The following is a 16,335-nucleotide window of genomic DNA, read 5'->3' on the forward strand; positions in this document are numbered from 1 at the left end:
CTCCGATGGAACGGTGCAAGCCGTCTTCCTAAGAGCTATCCGCTTGCAGCCTGTAGCTCTTAGGAAATGTCCATGACCGACCAAAGCACCCGCCTTCCCGTCCGCCGCGCCCTGATCAGCGTGTCCGACAAGACCGGCGTCGTTGATTTTGCCCGCGCACTCGTCACTCTGGGCGTCGAGATCCTGTCCACCGGCGGCACCTTTAAACTGCTGCGTGACAATGACATCGCCGCCGTCGAAGTAGCCGACTACACCGGCTTTCCGGAGATGATGGATGGTCGGGTCAAGACGCTGCATCCGAAGATTCACGGCGGCATCCTTGGCCGCCGTGATATGGATGGCGCAGTCATGGCCGAGCATGGCATCAACCCGATCGACCTGGTTGCAGTCAACCTGTATCCCTTCGCCGCTACCGTCGCCAAGCCTGGCTGTACGCTGCCGGACGCCATCGAGAACATCGACATCGGTGGCCCGACCATGGTCCGCAGCGCCGCAAAGAACCATAAGGATGTCGCCATCGTCGTCAACGCCGACGATTACGTTCACGTCATCGACAACCTGAAAAACGGCGGCCTGACCTATGCGCAGCGTTTCGACCTGGCGCTCAAGGCCTTCGAACACACGGCCTCTTATGACGGCATGATCGCGAATTACCTGGGGACCGTCGACCAGAGCACTGAGACGCTGTCGACCGAGGGACGCAGCCTGCTTCCTCGGACGTTCACCACCCAGTTCGTCAAGGCGCAGGACATGCGCTACGGTGAGAACCCGCATCAGATTGCGGCCTTCTACGTCGAGACCGCTGACGAAGCCTGCGTTGCCACCGCCCGCCAGTTGCAGGGCAAGGAGCTGTCGTTCAACAACGTCGCCGATACCGACGCGGCCCTCGAATGCGTGAAGAGCTTCGTCAAGCCAGCTTGCGTAATCGTCAAACACGCAAACCCGTGCGGTGTCGCCGTCGTTCCGGATGCTGAGGGCGGCATCCGTCAGGCCTATGAACTGGCTTATGCGACCGACAGCGAATCGGCATTCGGCGGCATCATCGCCTTCAACCGGGAGCTGGATGGCGAAACGGCAAAAGCCATCGTCGAACGGCAGTTCGTCGAAGTAATCATTGCACCAAGCATATCGACCGAAGCCCGCCAAGTGGTCGCAAGCAAAGCCAACGTACGCCTGCTCGAATGCGGCCAGTGGCCGGCTGATCGGGCACCGGGCTGGGACTTCAAGCGCGTCAACGGTGGTCTTTTGGTACAGAGCCGCGACATTGGCATGATCAGCGAAGCCGACCTGAAGGTCGTCACCCAGCGCGCCCCGACCGAACAGGAAATCCACGACCTGATTTTCGCCTGGAAAGTAGCCAAGTTCGTCAAGTCCAATGCCATCGTCTACGCCAAGAATCGGCAGACAGTCGGGGTCGGTGCCGGTCAAATGAGCCGGGTCAACTCCGCGCGGATCGCAGCGATCAAGGCCGAGCATGCCGGCCTGCCGGTGCCCGGTGCGGTGATGGCCAGCGATGCGTTTTTCCCGTTCCGGGATGGCATCGATAACGCCGCCAAAGCCGGTATTACCGCGGTAATCCAGCCAGGTGGTTCGATGCGCGACGCTGAGGTGATTGCGGCTGCAGACGAAGCCGGCATCGCCATGGTGTTCACCGGCATGCGCCATTTCAGGCACTAAAAGCTCGAAGTATGAAGCTGGAAGACTGAAGCCTACTGCTTCCCGCTTCCTGCTTCGGCTTCCAGCTCTCAGACGAGAGATTCGAGTATGAACGTTTTAATCATCGGCAGCGGCGGCCGCGAGCATGCCCTGGCCTGGAAGGTCGCGCAGGACCCCCGCGTAGAGAAAGTTTTCGTCGCACCTGGCAATGCCGGCACGGCAACTGAAGCGAAGTGTGAAAACGTCGCGATCGACGTACTCGCCATTGAGCAACTGGCAGACTTCGCCGAGAGGAACGTGCAGCTCACCATCGTCGGTCCCGAAGCGCCACTGGTCAAAGGTGTCGTCGACCTGTTCCGCTCGCGCGGGCTCGACTGCTTCGGCCCGACCGCTGCCGCAGCACAACTGGAAGGCTCCAAGGCGTTCACCAAAGACTTCCTCGCCCGTCACAACATTCCTACCGCCGATTACCAGAATTTCACCGAAGTCCAACCGGCACTTGCCTATCTGCAAGAAAAAGGCGCACCGATTGTGATCAAGGCCGACGGTCTGGCGGCCGGCAAAGGCGTGATCGTCGCCATGACCCTGGCCGAAGCGGAAGAAGCCGTGCGCGACATGCTCTCCGGCAACGCGTTCGGTGATGCCGGCGCACGGGTAGTGATCGAAGAATTCCTCGACGGCGAGGAAGCCAGCTTCATCGTCATGGTCGATGGCACCAATGTGTTGCCAATGGCCACCAGCCAGGACCATAAGCGTGTCGGCGATGGCGACACCGGCCCAAACACGGGTGGAATGGGCGCATATTCTCCGGCGCCGGTGGTGACCGCCGAAGTCCATCAACGTGTGATGGACGAAGTGATCTGGCCGACCGTTAAGGGCATGGCTGCCGAGGGCAACGTCTATACCGGCTTCCTCTACGCCGGCTTGATGATCGACCGCAACGGCGCGCCCAAGGTCATCGAATTCAATTGCCGCTTTGGCGATCCGGAAACCCAGCCGATCATGCTGCGCCTGCAGTCGAGCCTGGTGCTGCTGGTCGAAGCAGCTTTGGCCAAGGCGCTGAACAAGATCGAAGCGCAGTGGGATGCGCGGCCGAGCCTGGGCGTAGTACTGGCTGCGGGAGGCTATCCGGGTGACTACAGCAAAGGCGCCGCGATCCGCGGTCTGGACGCTGCGGCTCAACTGGAGGGCAAGGTGTTCCATGCCGGAACCGTATTGGCGGACGGAGCGGTGACCACCGCTGGCGGTCGCGTGCTCTGCGCTACAGCCCTTGGCGATACGGTCTCCGCAGCTCAGCAAAATGCTTATGCACTGGCCGCTCGCATCGAGTGGGACGGCCATTTTTACCGCCATGACATCGGCTATCGTGCAATTGCACGTGAGCAGGGCGGAAGCTAAGCGCGAAAATTGCGGTAATGTGCGCGACGGCAACCCTTATCGCTCGTTGCGTGCATCACTGAGCGCCAGTACGGTGGTTATAATCCACCGTCACACACATGAAGGGACTTCAATCGTGCGTCGACTCTGGGTCGCCATTGCTTTTACCTTCAGTCTGTTGTTGGCTGCGCTGGTCTCATGGCCTGCATTCGCCGCCGTTAGCGAGCCGGCTCCCCTCCCCGTATCTCCAGATGCCGTGCCGGCGACAGAGCCCAACTGGCGTTTGCTCATTGACCAATCCGGGCTCCTCACCCTTGACGAGGTTCTGGCTCAGCGCAGCCTGTTCCAGCGAATCGACAAACATGCCTATGCCGCACCCGCGAGCGAAAACGCCGTCTGGTTGCAGGTGACCCTTCCGGCGTTCGTCGACCCGAACTGGTTGTGGATCTTCGCGCCACGCGTGCAATACCTCGATTTTTACTTGTTGCGCGATGGCCAACTGGAACGCCATATTCAAACAGGCGAGCTCAGGCCTCTCGAGTCGCGCCCCCTGCCCACCCGTGCATATCTGTTTTCGCTTCCCAATGACAACACGCCTCGCGAGGCCTACATCCGCCTGCAATCGTCCCACCCGATCATGGCCTGGTTCAGGACGGTGGATGAGATAGGGCTTGTCGGGCTGGCGCGCCCGGCTTACCTATTTGGTGCATTGTTTGGTGCCCTGGCCCTGCTGACTATCTACAACCTGCTGCGCTTTGCCTACACCTTGAGTTACAGCCATGTTTGGCTTGCCTTGCTACACGGCGCCCTCCTGACCTCTGCGATCGCGAATCTGGGTCTGCTTGCAGTCTGGTCGCCCAAGCTGATCTATAGCCAGCCGCTGATCGCCGATATGGCCGCACTGCTGACCTGTATTTCCTTGCTAGCCTTCACATACGGCTTCTTCCATAACCGCAAGGTACCCTGGATAACCGGGGTGCTTGCGCTGGAAACAGGCCTCGTCAGCGCGCTCGGAGCAACCATACTGTTCACCGGCCACCTCTGGTTCAGCTGGTTGATATATGCGCTGGTGCTAGGTACCGCCGTCACCGTTACCGTCGTGGCAATTCATCATTGGCGGCAGCGCTACGAACCCGCTCGATTGCTGGTTGCTGGCATGCTGTTGTTCGATGGCGGCTTCGTCCTCGTCCTGCCCGTTCTACTGGGCTTTAATCAATTCGACCCGGATTGGCTGACCGGGATCATGTTCAGCGTGGCCACCTGCTCTGGGTTGATCCTCAGCTTCGCACTGCTTGAGCGGCAGCGACAAATTCAGTCGGACAGCCGCAATCAACATACTGCCGAAGCCGTTAATAGCGCCGAATTGCGGACCAAAGCGGACTTCTTGGCAAAGATCAGCCACGAGATTCGTACTCCAATGAACGGTGTGCTTGGCATGAGTGAACTGCTACTCAGCACCTCGCTATCAGCCAAACAACGTGACTACGTTCAAACCATTCACAGCTCCGGTAACGAGTTGCTCAATTTGATCAACGAGATTCTGGACATTTCCAAGCTGGAGTCTGGACAGATCGAGCTGGACGACGTGCAGTTTGATCTCAACGCTCTTATCGAAGATTGCCTCAGCATTTTCCGCGCCAAGGCCGAACAGCAGCGAGTCGAGCTGATCAGCTTTGTCCAGCCTCAGATGCCGCATGTGGTTGCTGGCGACCCGACTCGCTTGCGCCAGGCATTGTTGAATCTGCTCGAGAACGCCTTCAAGCAAACCGAAGAAGGCGAGGTGCTACTGACCGCAGCGGTGGATGACCGCGAGGGCCAGCCCCGCCTGCGCATCACCGTACAGGACAGTGGACGACCGCTGGAAACACAGGAGCGGGATGCCCTGCTCAACGCTGCGTTGGATAGCCGCGACTTTCTCGCCGCGACGCGCCATGGCGGCCGCCTCGGCTTGATCATCGCCCGGCAGCTGATACACCTGATGGATGGCGAGTTCGGCATTCAGACCGGCGGCGTTGCCGGCAACACGCTGTGGATGAGCTTGCCACTAGCGGCCGAGATCGCCGAGCCCGCTAGCGATCTGGATAATCAGCTTAAAGGCGCCCGGCTGCTGGTGGTGGACGACAACGATACTTGCCGAAAGGTGCTCGGCCAGCAGTGCAGCAGCTGGGGCATGGAGGTCAGTGCGGTTGCCTCAGGCAAAGAGGCCTTGGCGTTACTGCGCACCAAGGCGCACCTACGCGAGTATTTCGACGTGGTTTTGCTTGATCAGGACATGCCCGGTATGACGGGCATGCAGCTGGCGAGCAGAATCAAGGAAGACTTCAGCCTTAACCACGACATCCTGTTGATTATGCTGACCGGCATGAGCAGCGCGCCGAGTAAGATCATCGCACGCAACGCTGGCATCAAACGCATCCTGGCCAAACCCGTCGCCGGCTACACGCTGAAAACCACCTTAGCGGACGAGCTGGCGCGCCGCACCAACGCGATTACGCAGTCCTCGGCGACCCAAGCCAACGCACCGCTTACGGTGCCTGACGATTTCCGCATCTTGGTCGCAGAAGACAACAGCATATCCACCAAAGTCATCCGAGGCATGCTGAGCAAGCTCAACCTCAAACCGGATACCGCCAGCAATGGAGCAGAGGCGCTTGCACTGATCAAAACGCACCCCTACGACCTGGTGCTCATGGACTGTGAGATGCCGGTGATGGACGGCTTCGAGGCAACCGCACAACTACGGGCCTGGGAAACCTCCGAGGCCAGGCCGCGGACGCCGGTGGTGGCGCTGACTGCGCATATTCTCAGCGAGCACCGAGAGCGCGCCCGCGAAGCCGGGATGGATGGGCACATGGCCAAACCTGTCGAAATGTCCCAGCTACGCGAGCTGATCGAGCACTGGGCCCGGTCCCGAGCAGCCACAGCGGATCGCTAGGCTTTGGTCATGCCTAGCGGGTTGGCGGTACATACCTGACATCACTGATGATCAGCAGGCTTTCAGGTTGGGCAGGCATCCGAGACGCTTTGATCTCCAGGTCTTGGGCCGGCACCGCATAGCTCATGCGTCGGGTCAGCATCCGCAGGGCGTTCACCAGCAAAGCAATCGCCAGTGGTTCCCCCGGACAACGATGGCCCGTCGCAGCGTCGCCGCCGCCTTGAGTAATGAAGTTAAAGGCACCTCCATCCCAGGTCGAAAAACGTTCGGGCCGAAACGCTTCGGGCTCCTCCCAGAGTCTGGCATCGCGATTGGTACCGTAGAGATCCAGCAGCACCCGCGTGCCCTTCGGAAAGAAATAGCCCCTCCATTCAAAATCCTTTCGCACCCGAGCGGCTGTAAACGGGAAGAAGGCATGCAACCGGCGAACTTCCTGAGCGAAAGGCTCTAACGCCGAATCCTCTTGCTGCAGGCGCTGCCGCCACTGGGGGTGCGCCAGCAGTTCCACAGCGGCAAGGATTACAAAACGTGCTACCGCGACGGTGGGGCGCAACAGATTAAGCATTTCGACCGCAGCCACTCGCTCGTTCAGCAACGCACCATCCGTATCACGATGCCGAGCGATAACCGCCAAGGGCCGGTCCTTATCGACCTTCATCGCGCCAGCTCGCCATTGCCTGATCAGCTCGACCATCCAGGTCTCGGCTTCTTTGCGGGATCGTCGGGCATGCCAATGACGGGCCCCAATGCCGCCCGCGCCGTCAATCATGGCGGCCAACTGGTCACGACGTTGAGTCACTTCGTCTTCAGCGAGCGGCACGCCAGCCCACTCGCATACGGTACGGGTAAGGATCGTCTGTACCTCAGTCATCAGAACCAGGCGATCACGGTGTTGCCACGTCTCGATGGCCGCTTGCCAATAGGCCTCGCTCAAACGGACCAGCTCTACCACGGCCTCGTCGGATAGCAGCGACATGAACAATGCCTTTCGATGCCGGTGGGCTTTCTCATCCAAGCCCTGCACACCACCCTCACCGAACAGCGTCTTCTGCAACATGCGCGGCGCTGCGTGCTGACGCTGGAAAAGCCGCTCGTCATAGAACAGCGTCGCCGCTTCTTTGCCACTCATGCAGATAGTGTTCTGCATAAGCAGCCGAACCTGGAAAATATCTGTTCCAAGCCTGTGGCAGCGACTGGGGATAAATGAATAGCCTTCGCCAAGTAACGAAAGCGAGCTTTCTGCCTGGGAAACGCGGGGAATATCTGGCATGAGCACTCCTTTGTAGTTGCTCCACGATGGACTCCACCGCCGTACAGGGGTGCCCCTGTTAGGTACCTTTCGTCCAACAGTGAACAAAACGCCCGGTCCGCTGCCGATAAAAGACCGGCCGAATTATTCAGCGACGTAGCATTACCCATTGTCCGAACCTTCGCTTCGAGGCATGAGCCGTCGCCAAGGAGCCCACGCAATGATGAAGAGGAGCGATGTCGCCTGGACCCTTGTGGGCATCACGGCGGTAGTGCTGTCCGGTTATCTGCTCTATCAGGAAATTCGCAATCTTTCACTGGCCGAACTGACCGACAGCCTCGCCGCGATCAGCGCCCGTAATTGGACGCTGGCCGGACTGGCAACGCTGGGGGCCTACTTTGCACTGGCCTGGTACGACCGAATCGCCATAGCCCACCTGGGTAAGCACATCTCATGGTGGTTCATCACGCTCTGCTCGTTCACCACCTACGCCCTCGCTCATAATGTTGGCGCGTCCGTGTTTTCAGGTGCAGTCGTGCGTTACCGTGCGTACCGCAGCAAAGGACTGACGCCTCACGAAATCGGCGTACTGATCGTGTTCTGCTCGTTGACCTTTATCCTTGGTACGCTGTTGGCCAGCGGCGTCGTGTTGATCTGCAGACCTGAATTGCTCAACAGGCTCGTCGATGCCGAGCGATGGCTATCGATTGCAATAGGCGCTTCGCTGCTATGCCTTATCGGGCTTTACGTGATCGGCGCCTGGCGACATTTCCCGCCAATGCAGCTGGGCAAATGGCGAATCACCTACCCGCGCCTGCCTATTGTTGGGAGACAGCTGATTGCCGCGCCGCTGGAGCTCGCGTGTGCCGCGGCAATCATCTATTTTGCCCTGCCCGAGGCAGGCAATCCCGGCTATCTGGTGGTGCTCGGCGTATTCCTTGCCTCATTTTCGCTGGCGTTGTTGTCACACGCACCCGGTGGACTCGGGGTGCTCGAAGTGACCTTCCTGGCCGCCATGCCAGAGCTGCCTACGGCCGATGTGCTAGCCGCGCTAATCGTATTCAGGGGTTTTTACCTGCTTCTGCCGCTTGCCCTGGCAATTCTGGTAGTCGCGCTGTTTGAAGCGGGACAGTGGTCGCTGCGGCGACGCACCGGCCCTGCGAGGCGCTGAGCGCGTCACGAAACAACACCATTGCCCTATGGCTATGCGCGCCTTGCCGCGCGATCATTCGCCCTCTTACGAGCCGAAAGCGAATCAAATGACCAATACCCGCACCAACCGACCCAGCTCCGAGCAACCGGCCGCGCATAAGCCGCGCCCTTTAATGGACCTGGCAATCAGCATCGTCATCCCATCGCTGATCCTGATGAAACTCAGCGGCGAAGACCGCCTCGGCGCGGATGGCGCACTGTTGCTGGCGCTGGCCTTCCCGCTCGGCTGGGGGTTGTTCGAGCTGGTGAAATACCGCAAATTCAATTGGATAGCCCTACTGGGCCTGGTCAGCGTGCTGCTTACCGGCGGCATCGGCTTGCTGCAGCTCGATCCGAAATGGCTGGCGATAAAGGAAGCGGCAATCCCCGGCATCATTGGTGTCGCCGTACTGGCCTCCACCCGCACACGCTTTCCGTTGATTCGCACCTTGCTCTACAACCCCAAGGTGCTGAACGTAGATAAGGTCCATGAGCAACTTGAGCGCAACGGACAAACCGCTCACTTCGAGACGCGACTGCTGCGCGCGACCTATTTTCTCAGTGCCACCTTCTTCTTTTCGTCGTTCATGAACTACGTACTAGCCAAATGGATCGTCAATAGCCCCGCCGGTAGCGAGGCATTCAACGCAGAACTCGGCCGTATGACCTTGCTCAGCTATCCGATGATTGCAATCCCGAGCATGGTGATGATGATGGCGATCTTCTACTACCTCTGGAAGACCATCCACGGCCTGACCGGGCTGCGCCTGGAAGACATCGTCGCCAACCATGCGCGTACCGATAAGCAAACCTGACCAAGGCGGTCAGGTCGACAGTAGCAGCATCCACAGCGGCAGACTGATCACCGCCAAGAGGGTCGAGAGAAACACCGTCGAGCTAACTGCGCGGGTGTCTTCCTGATTGACCACGAAGGCCAGCACGTTGACACCGCTCGGGCACGCAGCCAGCAATACCAACACGCTCAAGGCGTCATGACTAAGGCCCGGCAACCATCGGCCGACATACCAGACCAGCAGCGGAAACAGAGCTAGCTTCACCAGCGCCAGTCCGAGAGCCGTGGCGCTAGGCCGCAACCGATAACGTGACAGGCTGATGCCCAGCACCATCAGCGCACAAGGCAATGCAGCCTGGGCGAGCCAATCAGCGACACGCCAGATCGGCAGCGGCAGGTCCAAGCTGGATATATTCAACAACGCACCGAGCAACAGGCCAACAATGAGTGGGTTGGCCAAATTCTTCAGCAACGCCGCGGCATTGACCTTTTGCCCCGAGCCGAACGCGTTGTAAAAGCTCTGTAGCGAGAACAGGACCAGGCTGTGAAACACCAGAATGGCAAAAACGTACACGAGGCTCGCCGGCCCGAGCAACGTGGTCACCAGGGGGATCCCAACCAATACGTTATTCGAGTAGGCCGCGGTCAAGCCGAGGGGCGACGCTCGCCCGAGCAGACGGTGGGCAATCAGCGATACCAGCATGAAAACGGTAAGTACCGGCCCGAAATAGGCCAATAACAGTGTCACTGACATCCCGTCGCTAAGCTGCGCACGGGCAATGCCGGTGAACAAGACTGCCGGCATGAACAATTTGAAGGTTATATTGGCGAGCCCAGCTGCCGCCTCCCCCGCCAGCCAGCCACGCCACCCCAACAGGTAGCCGAGCATGATCAAGCCAAAGATTGGCAATATTGCCTGAAACACCACCACGCGGCTTCTCCAGCAATCGTTGCGACTTCATGTCGCCCCGCAAAAGACCGCGCAGAATACCCGAGTCTCGCGTCAGATCACCACATCAGGCCTAGGCCGATGCACCCTAGCGTAGACATCGCCGCGCTTGGGTGCTCAGGCTTGGGTGTGCTGCGCGGCACCTGCGGCTGCAACAGCTGCCGCCTCGGCCAGCGCATCGAGCACAATGGACAGGTCGTCATGCCAGTCGTGGGTCTCGATGCCAAAGGTCGTCTCGAACTTCGAGCAATCGAGTACCGACCAAGCCGGCCGGCGCGCAGGAGTGGGGTATTGAGCGGTGCTAATAGGCGATACCTTGGGACGGGCAGCAAGCATGCCCTTGGCTTCCGCCTGACGGAAAACTTCCAGGGCGAAATCGAACCAGGTACACGGGGAACGCCCACTGTAATGGTAGAGACCCCACGCCAAAACGCCGTTCTGGGCATAACGCTGCGCCAGTTCCAGCAACGCGTCGGCAATGCTACCCGCCTGAGTGGGGCAGCCATACTGATCGGCAACTACCGATAGGGCGTCGCGCTGGCAGCCAAGGCGTAGCATGGTTTTCACGAAATTGTGGCCATGCACCCCATAGACCCAGCTGGTTCGCAAAATAAGATGCTCGTCCAGCACGGCTTGAATGGCCGCTTCGCCCGCTAGCTTGCTAGCACCATAAACACCTGTTGGCGCGACTTCATCTTCCTCTCCATAAGGCGCTCGAGCGTTTCCGGAAAACACATAATCCGTGGATATGTGCAGCAGAGGAATGGAGGCTTGACGAGCCGCTTGCGCCAGCCGTTCTGCACCGTCGCGGTTTACGCTATAGGCCCTCTCACTGTGCGTCTCGGCATTGTCGACATGCGTGTAAGCCGCCGCATTGATGATAAGCCCCGGCTTGAGCCGGCTAACCAGATCAGCCACCTGCCCCGCATCCGTGATGTCAAGATTGTCGCGAGTCATGCCGAGCGCTTCGAGACCGTACCCGCTGGCACGGTTTATCAATTCGTGACCGACCTGGCCACCGGCTCCGCATACTAGAATTCGCATCTGGTTAGCGCCTCGTTCAAGGCCTGCGTGAACGGCAGGCATGGATTCGTAACAAACTCGATACACGCATCAGTCTGCAGCTACCGAGATAGCGCGGCCCGCGCTTGGTTCAGGCCAGCATAAATGCGTTTTGTTCCGCTCGATCGAGGCGTAGCAAGAATTATTGTGCTCGCGCTGACCTAATGCGGCGCCTCGGGGCGTGAGAAGCATGTCATCCGTGCCGTCGGCGGGCCGGTTGTGCCAGCCGGCAATGCTAACACGAGTGAAACTTGAGGCCGGCACCGCGGACCAAACAGGATAGATACTGCGGCAAATCGCCAGACGCCACTGCCAGTAGGTCCACATCGCCATCCCAACAGGAGGACGCCGTTATGCCTAGAGGCGAAAAATCGAAATACACCGATAAACAACAACGTAAAGCCGAACATATCGAAGACAGCTATGAAGAGCGCGGCGTACCAGCTAAAGAAGCAGAAGCGCGAGCTTGGGCCACTGTCAACAAACAATCCGGTGGGGGCGAACGCAAGGGCGGTTCGGGGCAAGAGAAAAGCGAGACAGCCAAGCGAGCCGACCGCAAGGATTCTGCACATCGAGCTGCAGAGGCTCGCTCCGGCGATTCACCCAACAAGGGCTCGGCACGTAGCGACCGCTCAGGTAGCACATCCCTTACTGATCTCACCCGCGACGAACTGATGCATAAAGCGCAGGAGCGTGATGTGCACGGTCGTTCGAAGATGCGCAAGGACGAGCTGATAAAGGCGCTCAGTTGATGGCAGATAGAATGCAGAAACCCGACCCTCGGGACGACGGAACACCAAGCCCGATTCCCGAGCCTGAACGCAAAGAACCCGGCGAGCCAATTCCTGTTGAAGAGCCGGTCAAGCCGGAACGCCCCAGTGACGGACGCGGCTAAACTTTCCGCATCCCTGCCTATCACAGCTTAGGGCCCAGCGAGACGCCGACAGGCGCGACGGCTACCCGGCTGCGCATATCGCGCGCCACAGACCCAGGAGACCGTGATGAGTTACGTGCAATTGAGCGATAAACAGACTTTGCGCGAACGCGCACGCCAGCATGTCGAAAACGGCGCGGTGACCGAAAGCTACTCGGCCGATCGCGATACGGTGATCAACCTGCTCAACGAGGCGCTGGCGACCGAACTGGTCTGCTACCTGCGCTATAAGCGCCATTACTATATGGCCACAGGCTTGAAATCGAGCGCCGCCGCTGACGAGTTTCTCGAGCACGCCAATGAAGAACAAGAGCACGCCGACCGTCTGGCCGAACGCATCGTTCAGCTCGGTGGTGCCCCGGACTTCAACCCGGACGGTCTCACCGAGCGCGCCCATGCGCAATATGCTGAGGGAAACGGCCTGCGTGACATGGTGTTCGAGAACCTAGTGGCGGAGCGCATCGCGATCGACAGCTACCGCGAGATCGTCCAATACATCGGAGATAAAGACCCAACTACGCGGCGCATCTTCGAGGACATCCTTGCTCAGGAAGAAGAGCACGCCGATGACATGGCCGGTCTGCTAGATGGTTTGAACTGACCGAACCGTACGCACCTTTCGCTGCCCCCCCAAAAAAAGGCCACCCAAAAGGTGGCCTCAAAAAAAGGAAAGAGAGTACAGCTCAGCCGGCTGCTGCCGGACGCATGTAGGAGATCGGTGCGGTCTGGGACTCTTCGAACGTCACCATTTCCCACGCATCCTTTTGTTCCATCAGAGTGCGCAGCAAACGGTTGTTCAAGGCATGTCCGGATTTAAAGCCGCGGAATTCGCCGATCAGGCTGGTGCCCAGTAAGTAAAGATCACCAATTGCATCGAGAATCTTGTGTTTCACGAATTCGTCCTCATACCGCAGGCCGTCTTCATTAAGCACATGGTCTTCATCGACCACGATGGCGTTTTCGACGCTTCCGCCTAGGGCGAGATTGTGCGAGCGAAGGAACTCAATGTCGCGCATGAAACCGAACGTGCGCGCGCGACTGACCTCCTTGACAAAGGAAGTACTGGAGAAATCCACGCTGGCGGTCTGAGTTCGGCCTCGGAAAACCGGATGGTCGAAATCGATCTCGAAACTCACCTTGAAGCCTTCGAATGGCAGGAATGTGGCGTGCTTGTCGCCATCTTCCACCGAAACCTCGCGGATGATGCGGATGAACTTCTTGGGCGCGTCCTGCTCCTGCAGTCCGGCCGATTGAATCAGGAATACGAAGGGCCCAGCGCTACCGTCCATGATCGGCACTTCCGAAGCGGAAAGCTCAACATAGGCATTGTCGATGCCCAGCCCAGCCATCGCTGAAAGCAAATGCTCCACCGTATCGACTTTGACGTCACCGCTGACCAGCGTAGTCGACATGGTCGTCTCGCCTACGTTCTCGGCCCGTGCGGCAATCTGCACAGGCGGGTTGAGATCGGTGCGGCAGAACACGATTCCGGTATCCACGGGAGCCGGCTTCAGGGTCAGGTAAACCTTCTCCCCCGAGTGCAGGCCGACGCCAGTGGCGCGAATGATGTTCTTCAAGGTGCGTTGTCTGATCATGGCTCGTTTTCGCTAGTGCGCTGTTGCGAATGGTTTCCAACAAAGGTGGCGATCATAGCAGAACCCAACTTTGCTGAATACCAATCACCCCGATAGTCCTGATACATCCAATCAATCAGCCTGACGACGCAAGAACGCCGGGATGTCCAGGTAATCCAAGTCCTCCTGAGGATTCATCTTCGCCGCGGTAGCCGCTGCGTGGGCCTGATTACGCATCACGGTTGGTCGGTCCAGGTCACGATAATTCACCGCGGCCTGATCCTGACGCGCGACTGGAGCGGCCTGGGGCGCGACGGCTGCAGTCTGCAGGGTATTATCTACAACCTTGACCGGCTTCTCATTGCGCGGTCCGAGACCAGTGGCCACAACCGTCACGTGCAGTTCGTCAAGCATATCGGGGTCGATCACGGCACCGACCTTGACGGTCGCTTCGTCGGAGGCGAACGCCTCGATGATCTCACCCACCGCAGCGTACTCGCCCAGCGAAAGATCCAGACCAGCGGTAATGTTAACCAGAATGCCCCGCGCGCCCTGCAGGTTGACGTCTTCTAGCAGTGGGTTGCGGATCGCGGCCTCGGTGGCCTCGCGAGCGCGGTTCGGGCCGGTGGCACAACCAGTCCCCATCATGGCCATACCCATCTCGCCCATGACTGTTTTAACGTCAGCGAAGTCCACGTTCATCAGGCCGGGGCGCTGCATGATGTCGGAAATGCCGCGCACGGCACCGGTCAGTACATCGTCAGCCTTGGCGAAGGCGGACAGCAGGCTCGCATCCTTGCCGAGGATGGTCAGCAGCTTTTCGTTGGGGATGGTGATCAGCGAGTCGACGCATTCGGACAGCTGACGAATGCCTTCGTCGGCGACCTGCATGCGTCGACGCCCTTCGAACGGGAACGGACGGGTCACGACTGCAACGGTGAGAATGCCCATTTCCTTGGCCACCGAAGCGATGACCGGCGCGGCGCCGGTGCCGGTACCGCCGCCCATGCCGGTGGTGATGAATACCATGTCGGCGCCCTGCAGCACCTCGGCAATGCGCTCGCGGTCATCCATCGCGGCCTGACGACCGATATCAGGATTGGTACCGGCGCCCAGCCCCTTGGTAATGGCCGAACCCAACTGCAGTACGGTCCGGGCTTCGATTTTCTTCAGCGCCTGAGCATCGGTGTTGGCGCAGATGAATTCCACACCTTCAACGTTGTTGCGCACCATGTGATTGACGGCGTTGCCGCCGCCTCCGCCTACGCCAATGACCTTAATCACTGCACTTTGCGGGGTATGATCTACGAGTTCGAACATTTCCCTCTCTCCTTCCAGCTTTCTAGTTTTAGGTACAGCCGCACTGCTCAGAAATTGCCCTGGATCCAGCTCTTGAGCCGGTCCACGACAGATGTTTTGGGTTCTTCGGCGGAATTGCCGAGACCGGACATGGATGCGCCGTCGGTCTGCTTGCGCATTCCGTAAAGCAACAGGCCCACACCCGTTGAATAGATGGGATTGCGGACCACGTCCGCGAGTCCTTTGACGCTATGGGGTACGCCTAGGCGCACCGGCATGTGGAAGATTTCTTCTGCGAGTTCGACGGCACCTTCCATCTTGGCTGTACCGCCTGTGAGAACGATCCCTGCCGGAACCAGATCCTCGTAGCCGCTTCGACGCAGCTCGGCCTGAATCAAAGTGAAGAGTTCGTCATAGCGCGGCTCCACGACTTCGGCCAGAGCCTGACGTGAGAGTTCCCGCGGCGGCCGCTCGCCGACGCTCGGTACCTTGATGGTCTCGCCGGGCCCAGCCAACTTCGCCAGTGCGCAGGCGTAGCGGATCTTGATCTCCTCCGCATACTGAGTCGGAGTGCGCAGCGCCATGGCGATGTCGTTGGTGACTTGGTCACCTGCGATCGGAATGACAGCGGTGTGCCGGATAGCGCCTTCGGTGAATATGCAAATGTCGGTGGTCCCGCCACCGATATCCACCAGGCAGACGCCCAGCTCTTTCTCGTCATCGGTCAGCACGGCATGGGCCGAGGCGAGCTGTTCCAAGATGATGTCGTCAACCTCTAGACCACAACGGCGTACGCACTTTTCGATGTTCTGCGCTGCATTGACCGCACAGGTGACCACATGAACCTTGGCTTCCAGGCGAACCCCGGACATGCCCAGTGGTTCGCGCACGCCTTCCTGGTTATCGATCACGTAATCCTGTGGCAGCGTGTGCAGAACCCTTTGATCGGCCGGGATCGCCACAGCCTGTGCAGCGTCGAGCACACGTTCGAGGTCTGCGGCGCTGACTTCACGATCACGGATGGCAACGATGCCATGCGAGTTGAGGCTGCGGATATGGTTGCCAGCCAGGCCGACGAACGCAGAATGGATGCGGCAGCCCGCCATCAGCTGAGCTTCTTCAACTGCGCGCTGGATCGACTGAACGGTGGACTCGATATTGACCACCACGCCTTTTTTCAATCCACGCGACGGATGGGTCCCGATCCCGACGATCTCGAGTTCGCCATCCGGCGTCACTTCGCCGACCAGCGCCACCACCTTGGAAGTGCCGATGTCGAGACCGACGATCATCTTGCCGCTTTGCACGCTAGACAT

The 16,335-nt window shown here is 59.3% G+C and carries 13 protein-coding genes; 7 read left to right on the plus strand and 6 right to left on the minus strand.

The genetic code is table 11. The annotated features are described in order from the left end of the window. Positions 1-72 precede the first annotated feature (72 nt). The 3 genes from purH to ACQKEK_RS05205 all read left to right on the plus strand — a co-directional run bounded on the left by purH (position 73) and on the right by ACQKEK_RS05205 (position 5,968). The gene (purH, locus tag ACQKEK_RS05195) at positions 73-1,677 is read left to right on the plus strand and encodes a bifunctional phosphoribosylaminoimidazolecarboxamide formyltransferase/IMP cyclohydrolase (RefSeq protein WP_499141402.1); all 1,605 of its coding nucleotides are present in this window, start codon (positions 73-75) and stop codon (positions 1,675-1,677) included. An 87-nt stretch (positions 1,678-1,764) separates the two neighbouring features. Further along, the gene (purD, locus tag ACQKEK_RS05200) at positions 1,765-3,054 is read left to right on the plus strand and encodes a phosphoribosylamine--glycine ligase (protein WP_499141404.1); all 1,290 of its coding nucleotides are present in this window, start codon (positions 1,765-1,767) and stop codon (positions 3,052-3,054) included. A gap of 115 nt (positions 3,055-3,169) precedes the next feature. Then, a complete protein-coding gene (locus ACQKEK_RS05205; protein ID WP_499141406.1) occupies positions 3,170-5,968 on the plus strand; it encodes a hybrid sensor histidine kinase/response regulator in 2,799 nt (932 codons plus the stop codon). 13 nt (positions 5,969-5,981) lie between these two features. On the opposite strand, the gene ACQKEK_RS05210 is transcribed toward ACQKEK_RS05205, so the two are convergent. Then, positions 5,982-7,115, minus strand: a complete 1,134-nt coding sequence (locus ACQKEK_RS05210; RefSeq protein ID WP_499141408.1) for a cytochrome P450 — start codon at positions 7,113-7,115, stop codon at positions 5,982-5,984. Positions 7,116-7,437: 322 nt separating this feature from the next. Here ACQKEK_RS05210 and ACQKEK_RS05215 point away from each other — a divergent pair, with 322 nt between their 5' ends. Both ACQKEK_RS05215 and ACQKEK_RS05220 read left to right on the plus strand, forming a co-directional pair. Then, a complete protein-coding gene (locus tag ACQKEK_RS05215) occupies positions 7,438-8,388 on the plus strand; it encodes a lysylphosphatidylglycerol synthase transmembrane domain-containing protein (RefSeq protein ID WP_499141410.1) in 951 nt (316 codons plus the stop codon). Between the two features lie 88 nt (positions 8,389-8,476). Continuing rightward, a complete protein-coding gene (locus ACQKEK_RS05220; protein ID WP_128120002.1) occupies positions 8,477-9,223 on the plus strand; it encodes a VC0807 family protein in 747 nt (248 codons plus the stop codon). 9 nt (positions 9,224-9,232) lie between these two features. Here ACQKEK_RS05220 and ACQKEK_RS05225 read toward each other — a convergent pair whose 3' ends face one another. Both ACQKEK_RS05225 and rfbD read right to left on the minus strand, forming a co-directional pair. Beyond that, the gene (locus ACQKEK_RS05225) at positions 9,233-10,132 is read right to left on the minus strand and encodes an AEC family transporter (protein ID WP_499141412.1); all 900 of its coding nucleotides are present in this window, start codon (positions 10,130-10,132) and stop codon (positions 9,233-9,235) included. A 135-nt stretch (positions 10,133-10,267) separates the two neighbouring features. Next, a complete protein-coding gene (rfbD, locus tag ACQKEK_RS05230; protein WP_499141414.1) occupies positions 10,268-11,194 on the minus strand; it encodes a dTDP-4-dehydrorhamnose reductase in 927 nt (308 codons plus the stop codon). Between the two features lie 371 nt (positions 11,195-11,565). On the opposite strand from rfbD, the gene ACQKEK_RS05235 reads away from it, so the two are divergent. Both ACQKEK_RS05235 and ACQKEK_RS05240 read left to right on the plus strand, forming a co-directional pair. Beyond that, on the plus strand, positions 11,566-11,964 hold the full coding sequence (locus ACQKEK_RS05235; RefSeq protein WP_128120005.1) for a Rho termination factor N-terminal domain-containing protein: 399 nt from the start codon (positions 11,566-11,568) through the stop codon (positions 11,962-11,964). A gap of 249 nt (positions 11,965-12,213) precedes the next feature. Then, positions 12,214-12,747: a ferritin-like domain-containing protein gene (locus tag ACQKEK_RS05240; protein ID WP_499141416.1), complete on the plus strand. Its 534-nt coding sequence runs from the start codon at positions 12,214-12,216 to the stop codon at positions 12,745-12,747. An 82-nt stretch (positions 12,748-12,829) separates the two neighbouring features. Here the strand turns inward: ACQKEK_RS05240 and lpxC are convergent, their stop codons facing one another. The 3 genes from lpxC to ftsA form a co-directional block, all read right to left on the minus strand. Continuing rightward, positions 12,830-13,741, minus strand: coding sequence for a UDP-3-O-acyl-N-acetylglucosamine deacetylase (lpxC, locus tag ACQKEK_RS05245; protein ID WP_128120007.1), 912 nt, complete (start codon positions 13,739-13,741; stop codon positions 12,830-12,832). A 111-nt stretch (positions 13,742-13,852) separates the two neighbouring features. Continuing rightward, positions 13,853-15,040, minus strand: a complete 1,188-nt coding sequence (gene ftsZ, locus ACQKEK_RS05250) for a cell division protein FtsZ (RefSeq protein WP_128120008.1) — start codon at positions 15,038-15,040, stop codon at positions 13,853-13,855. Positions 15,041-15,087: 47 nt separating this feature from the next. Beyond that, positions 15,088-16,335 (minus strand): cell division protein FtsA, encoded by a 1,248-nt coding sequence (ftsA, locus tag ACQKEK_RS05255; RefSeq protein ID WP_499141418.1) that lies wholly within the window; start codon positions 16,333-16,335, stop codon positions 15,088-15,090.

It is taken from the genome of Pseudomonas sp. NPDC077408 (assembly GCF_050269105.1).
GTDB lineage: Bacteria > Pseudomonadota > Gammaproteobacteria > Pseudomonadales > Pseudomonadaceae > Stutzerimonas.

What these genes read in the sequence shown, in the direction of transcription:
- purH (WP_499141402.1), top strand. Translation starts at nt 73, where the DNA reads ATGACCGACCAAAGCACCCGCCTTCCCGTCCGCCGCGCCCTGATCAGC.
- purD (WP_499141404.1), top strand. Translation starts at nt 1,765, where the DNA reads ATGAACGTTTTAATCATCGGCAGCGGCGGCCGCGAGCATGCCCTGGCC.
- ACQKEK_RS05210 (WP_499141408.1), bottom strand. Translation starts at nt 7,115, where the DNA reads ATGCAGAACACTATCTGCATGAGTGGCAAAGAAGCGGCGACGCTGTTC.
- ACQKEK_RS05215 (WP_499141410.1), top strand. Translation starts at nt 7,438, where the DNA reads ATGATGAAGAGGAGCGATGTCGCCTGGACCCTTGTGGGCATCACGGCG.
- ACQKEK_RS05220 (WP_128120002.1), top strand. Translation starts at nt 8,477, where the DNA reads ATGACCAATACCCGCACCAACCGACCCAGCTCCGAGCAACCGGCCGCG.
- rfbD (WP_499141414.1), bottom strand. Translation starts at nt 11,194, where the DNA reads ATGCGAATTCTAGTATGCGGAGCCGGTGGCCAGGTCGGTCACGAATTG.
- ACQKEK_RS05235 (WP_128120005.1), top strand. Translation starts at nt 11,566, where the DNA reads ATGCCTAGAGGCGAAAAATCGAAATACACCGATAAACAACAACGTAAA.
- ACQKEK_RS05240 (WP_499141416.1), top strand. Translation starts at nt 12,214, where the DNA reads ATGAGTTACGTGCAATTGAGCGATAAACAGACTTTGCGCGAACGCGCA.
- lpxC (WP_128120007.1), bottom strand. Translation starts at nt 13,741, where the DNA reads ATGATCAGACAACGCACCTTGAAGAACATCATTCGCGCCACTGGCGTC.
- ftsZ (WP_128120008.1), bottom strand. Translation starts at nt 15,040, where the DNA reads ATGTTCGAACTCGTAGATCATACCCCGCAAAGTGCAGTGATTAAGGTC.
- ftsA (WP_499141418.1), bottom strand. Translation starts at nt 16,335, where the DNA reads ATGTCTAGCGTGCAAAGCGGCAAGATGATCGTCGGTCTCGACATCGGC.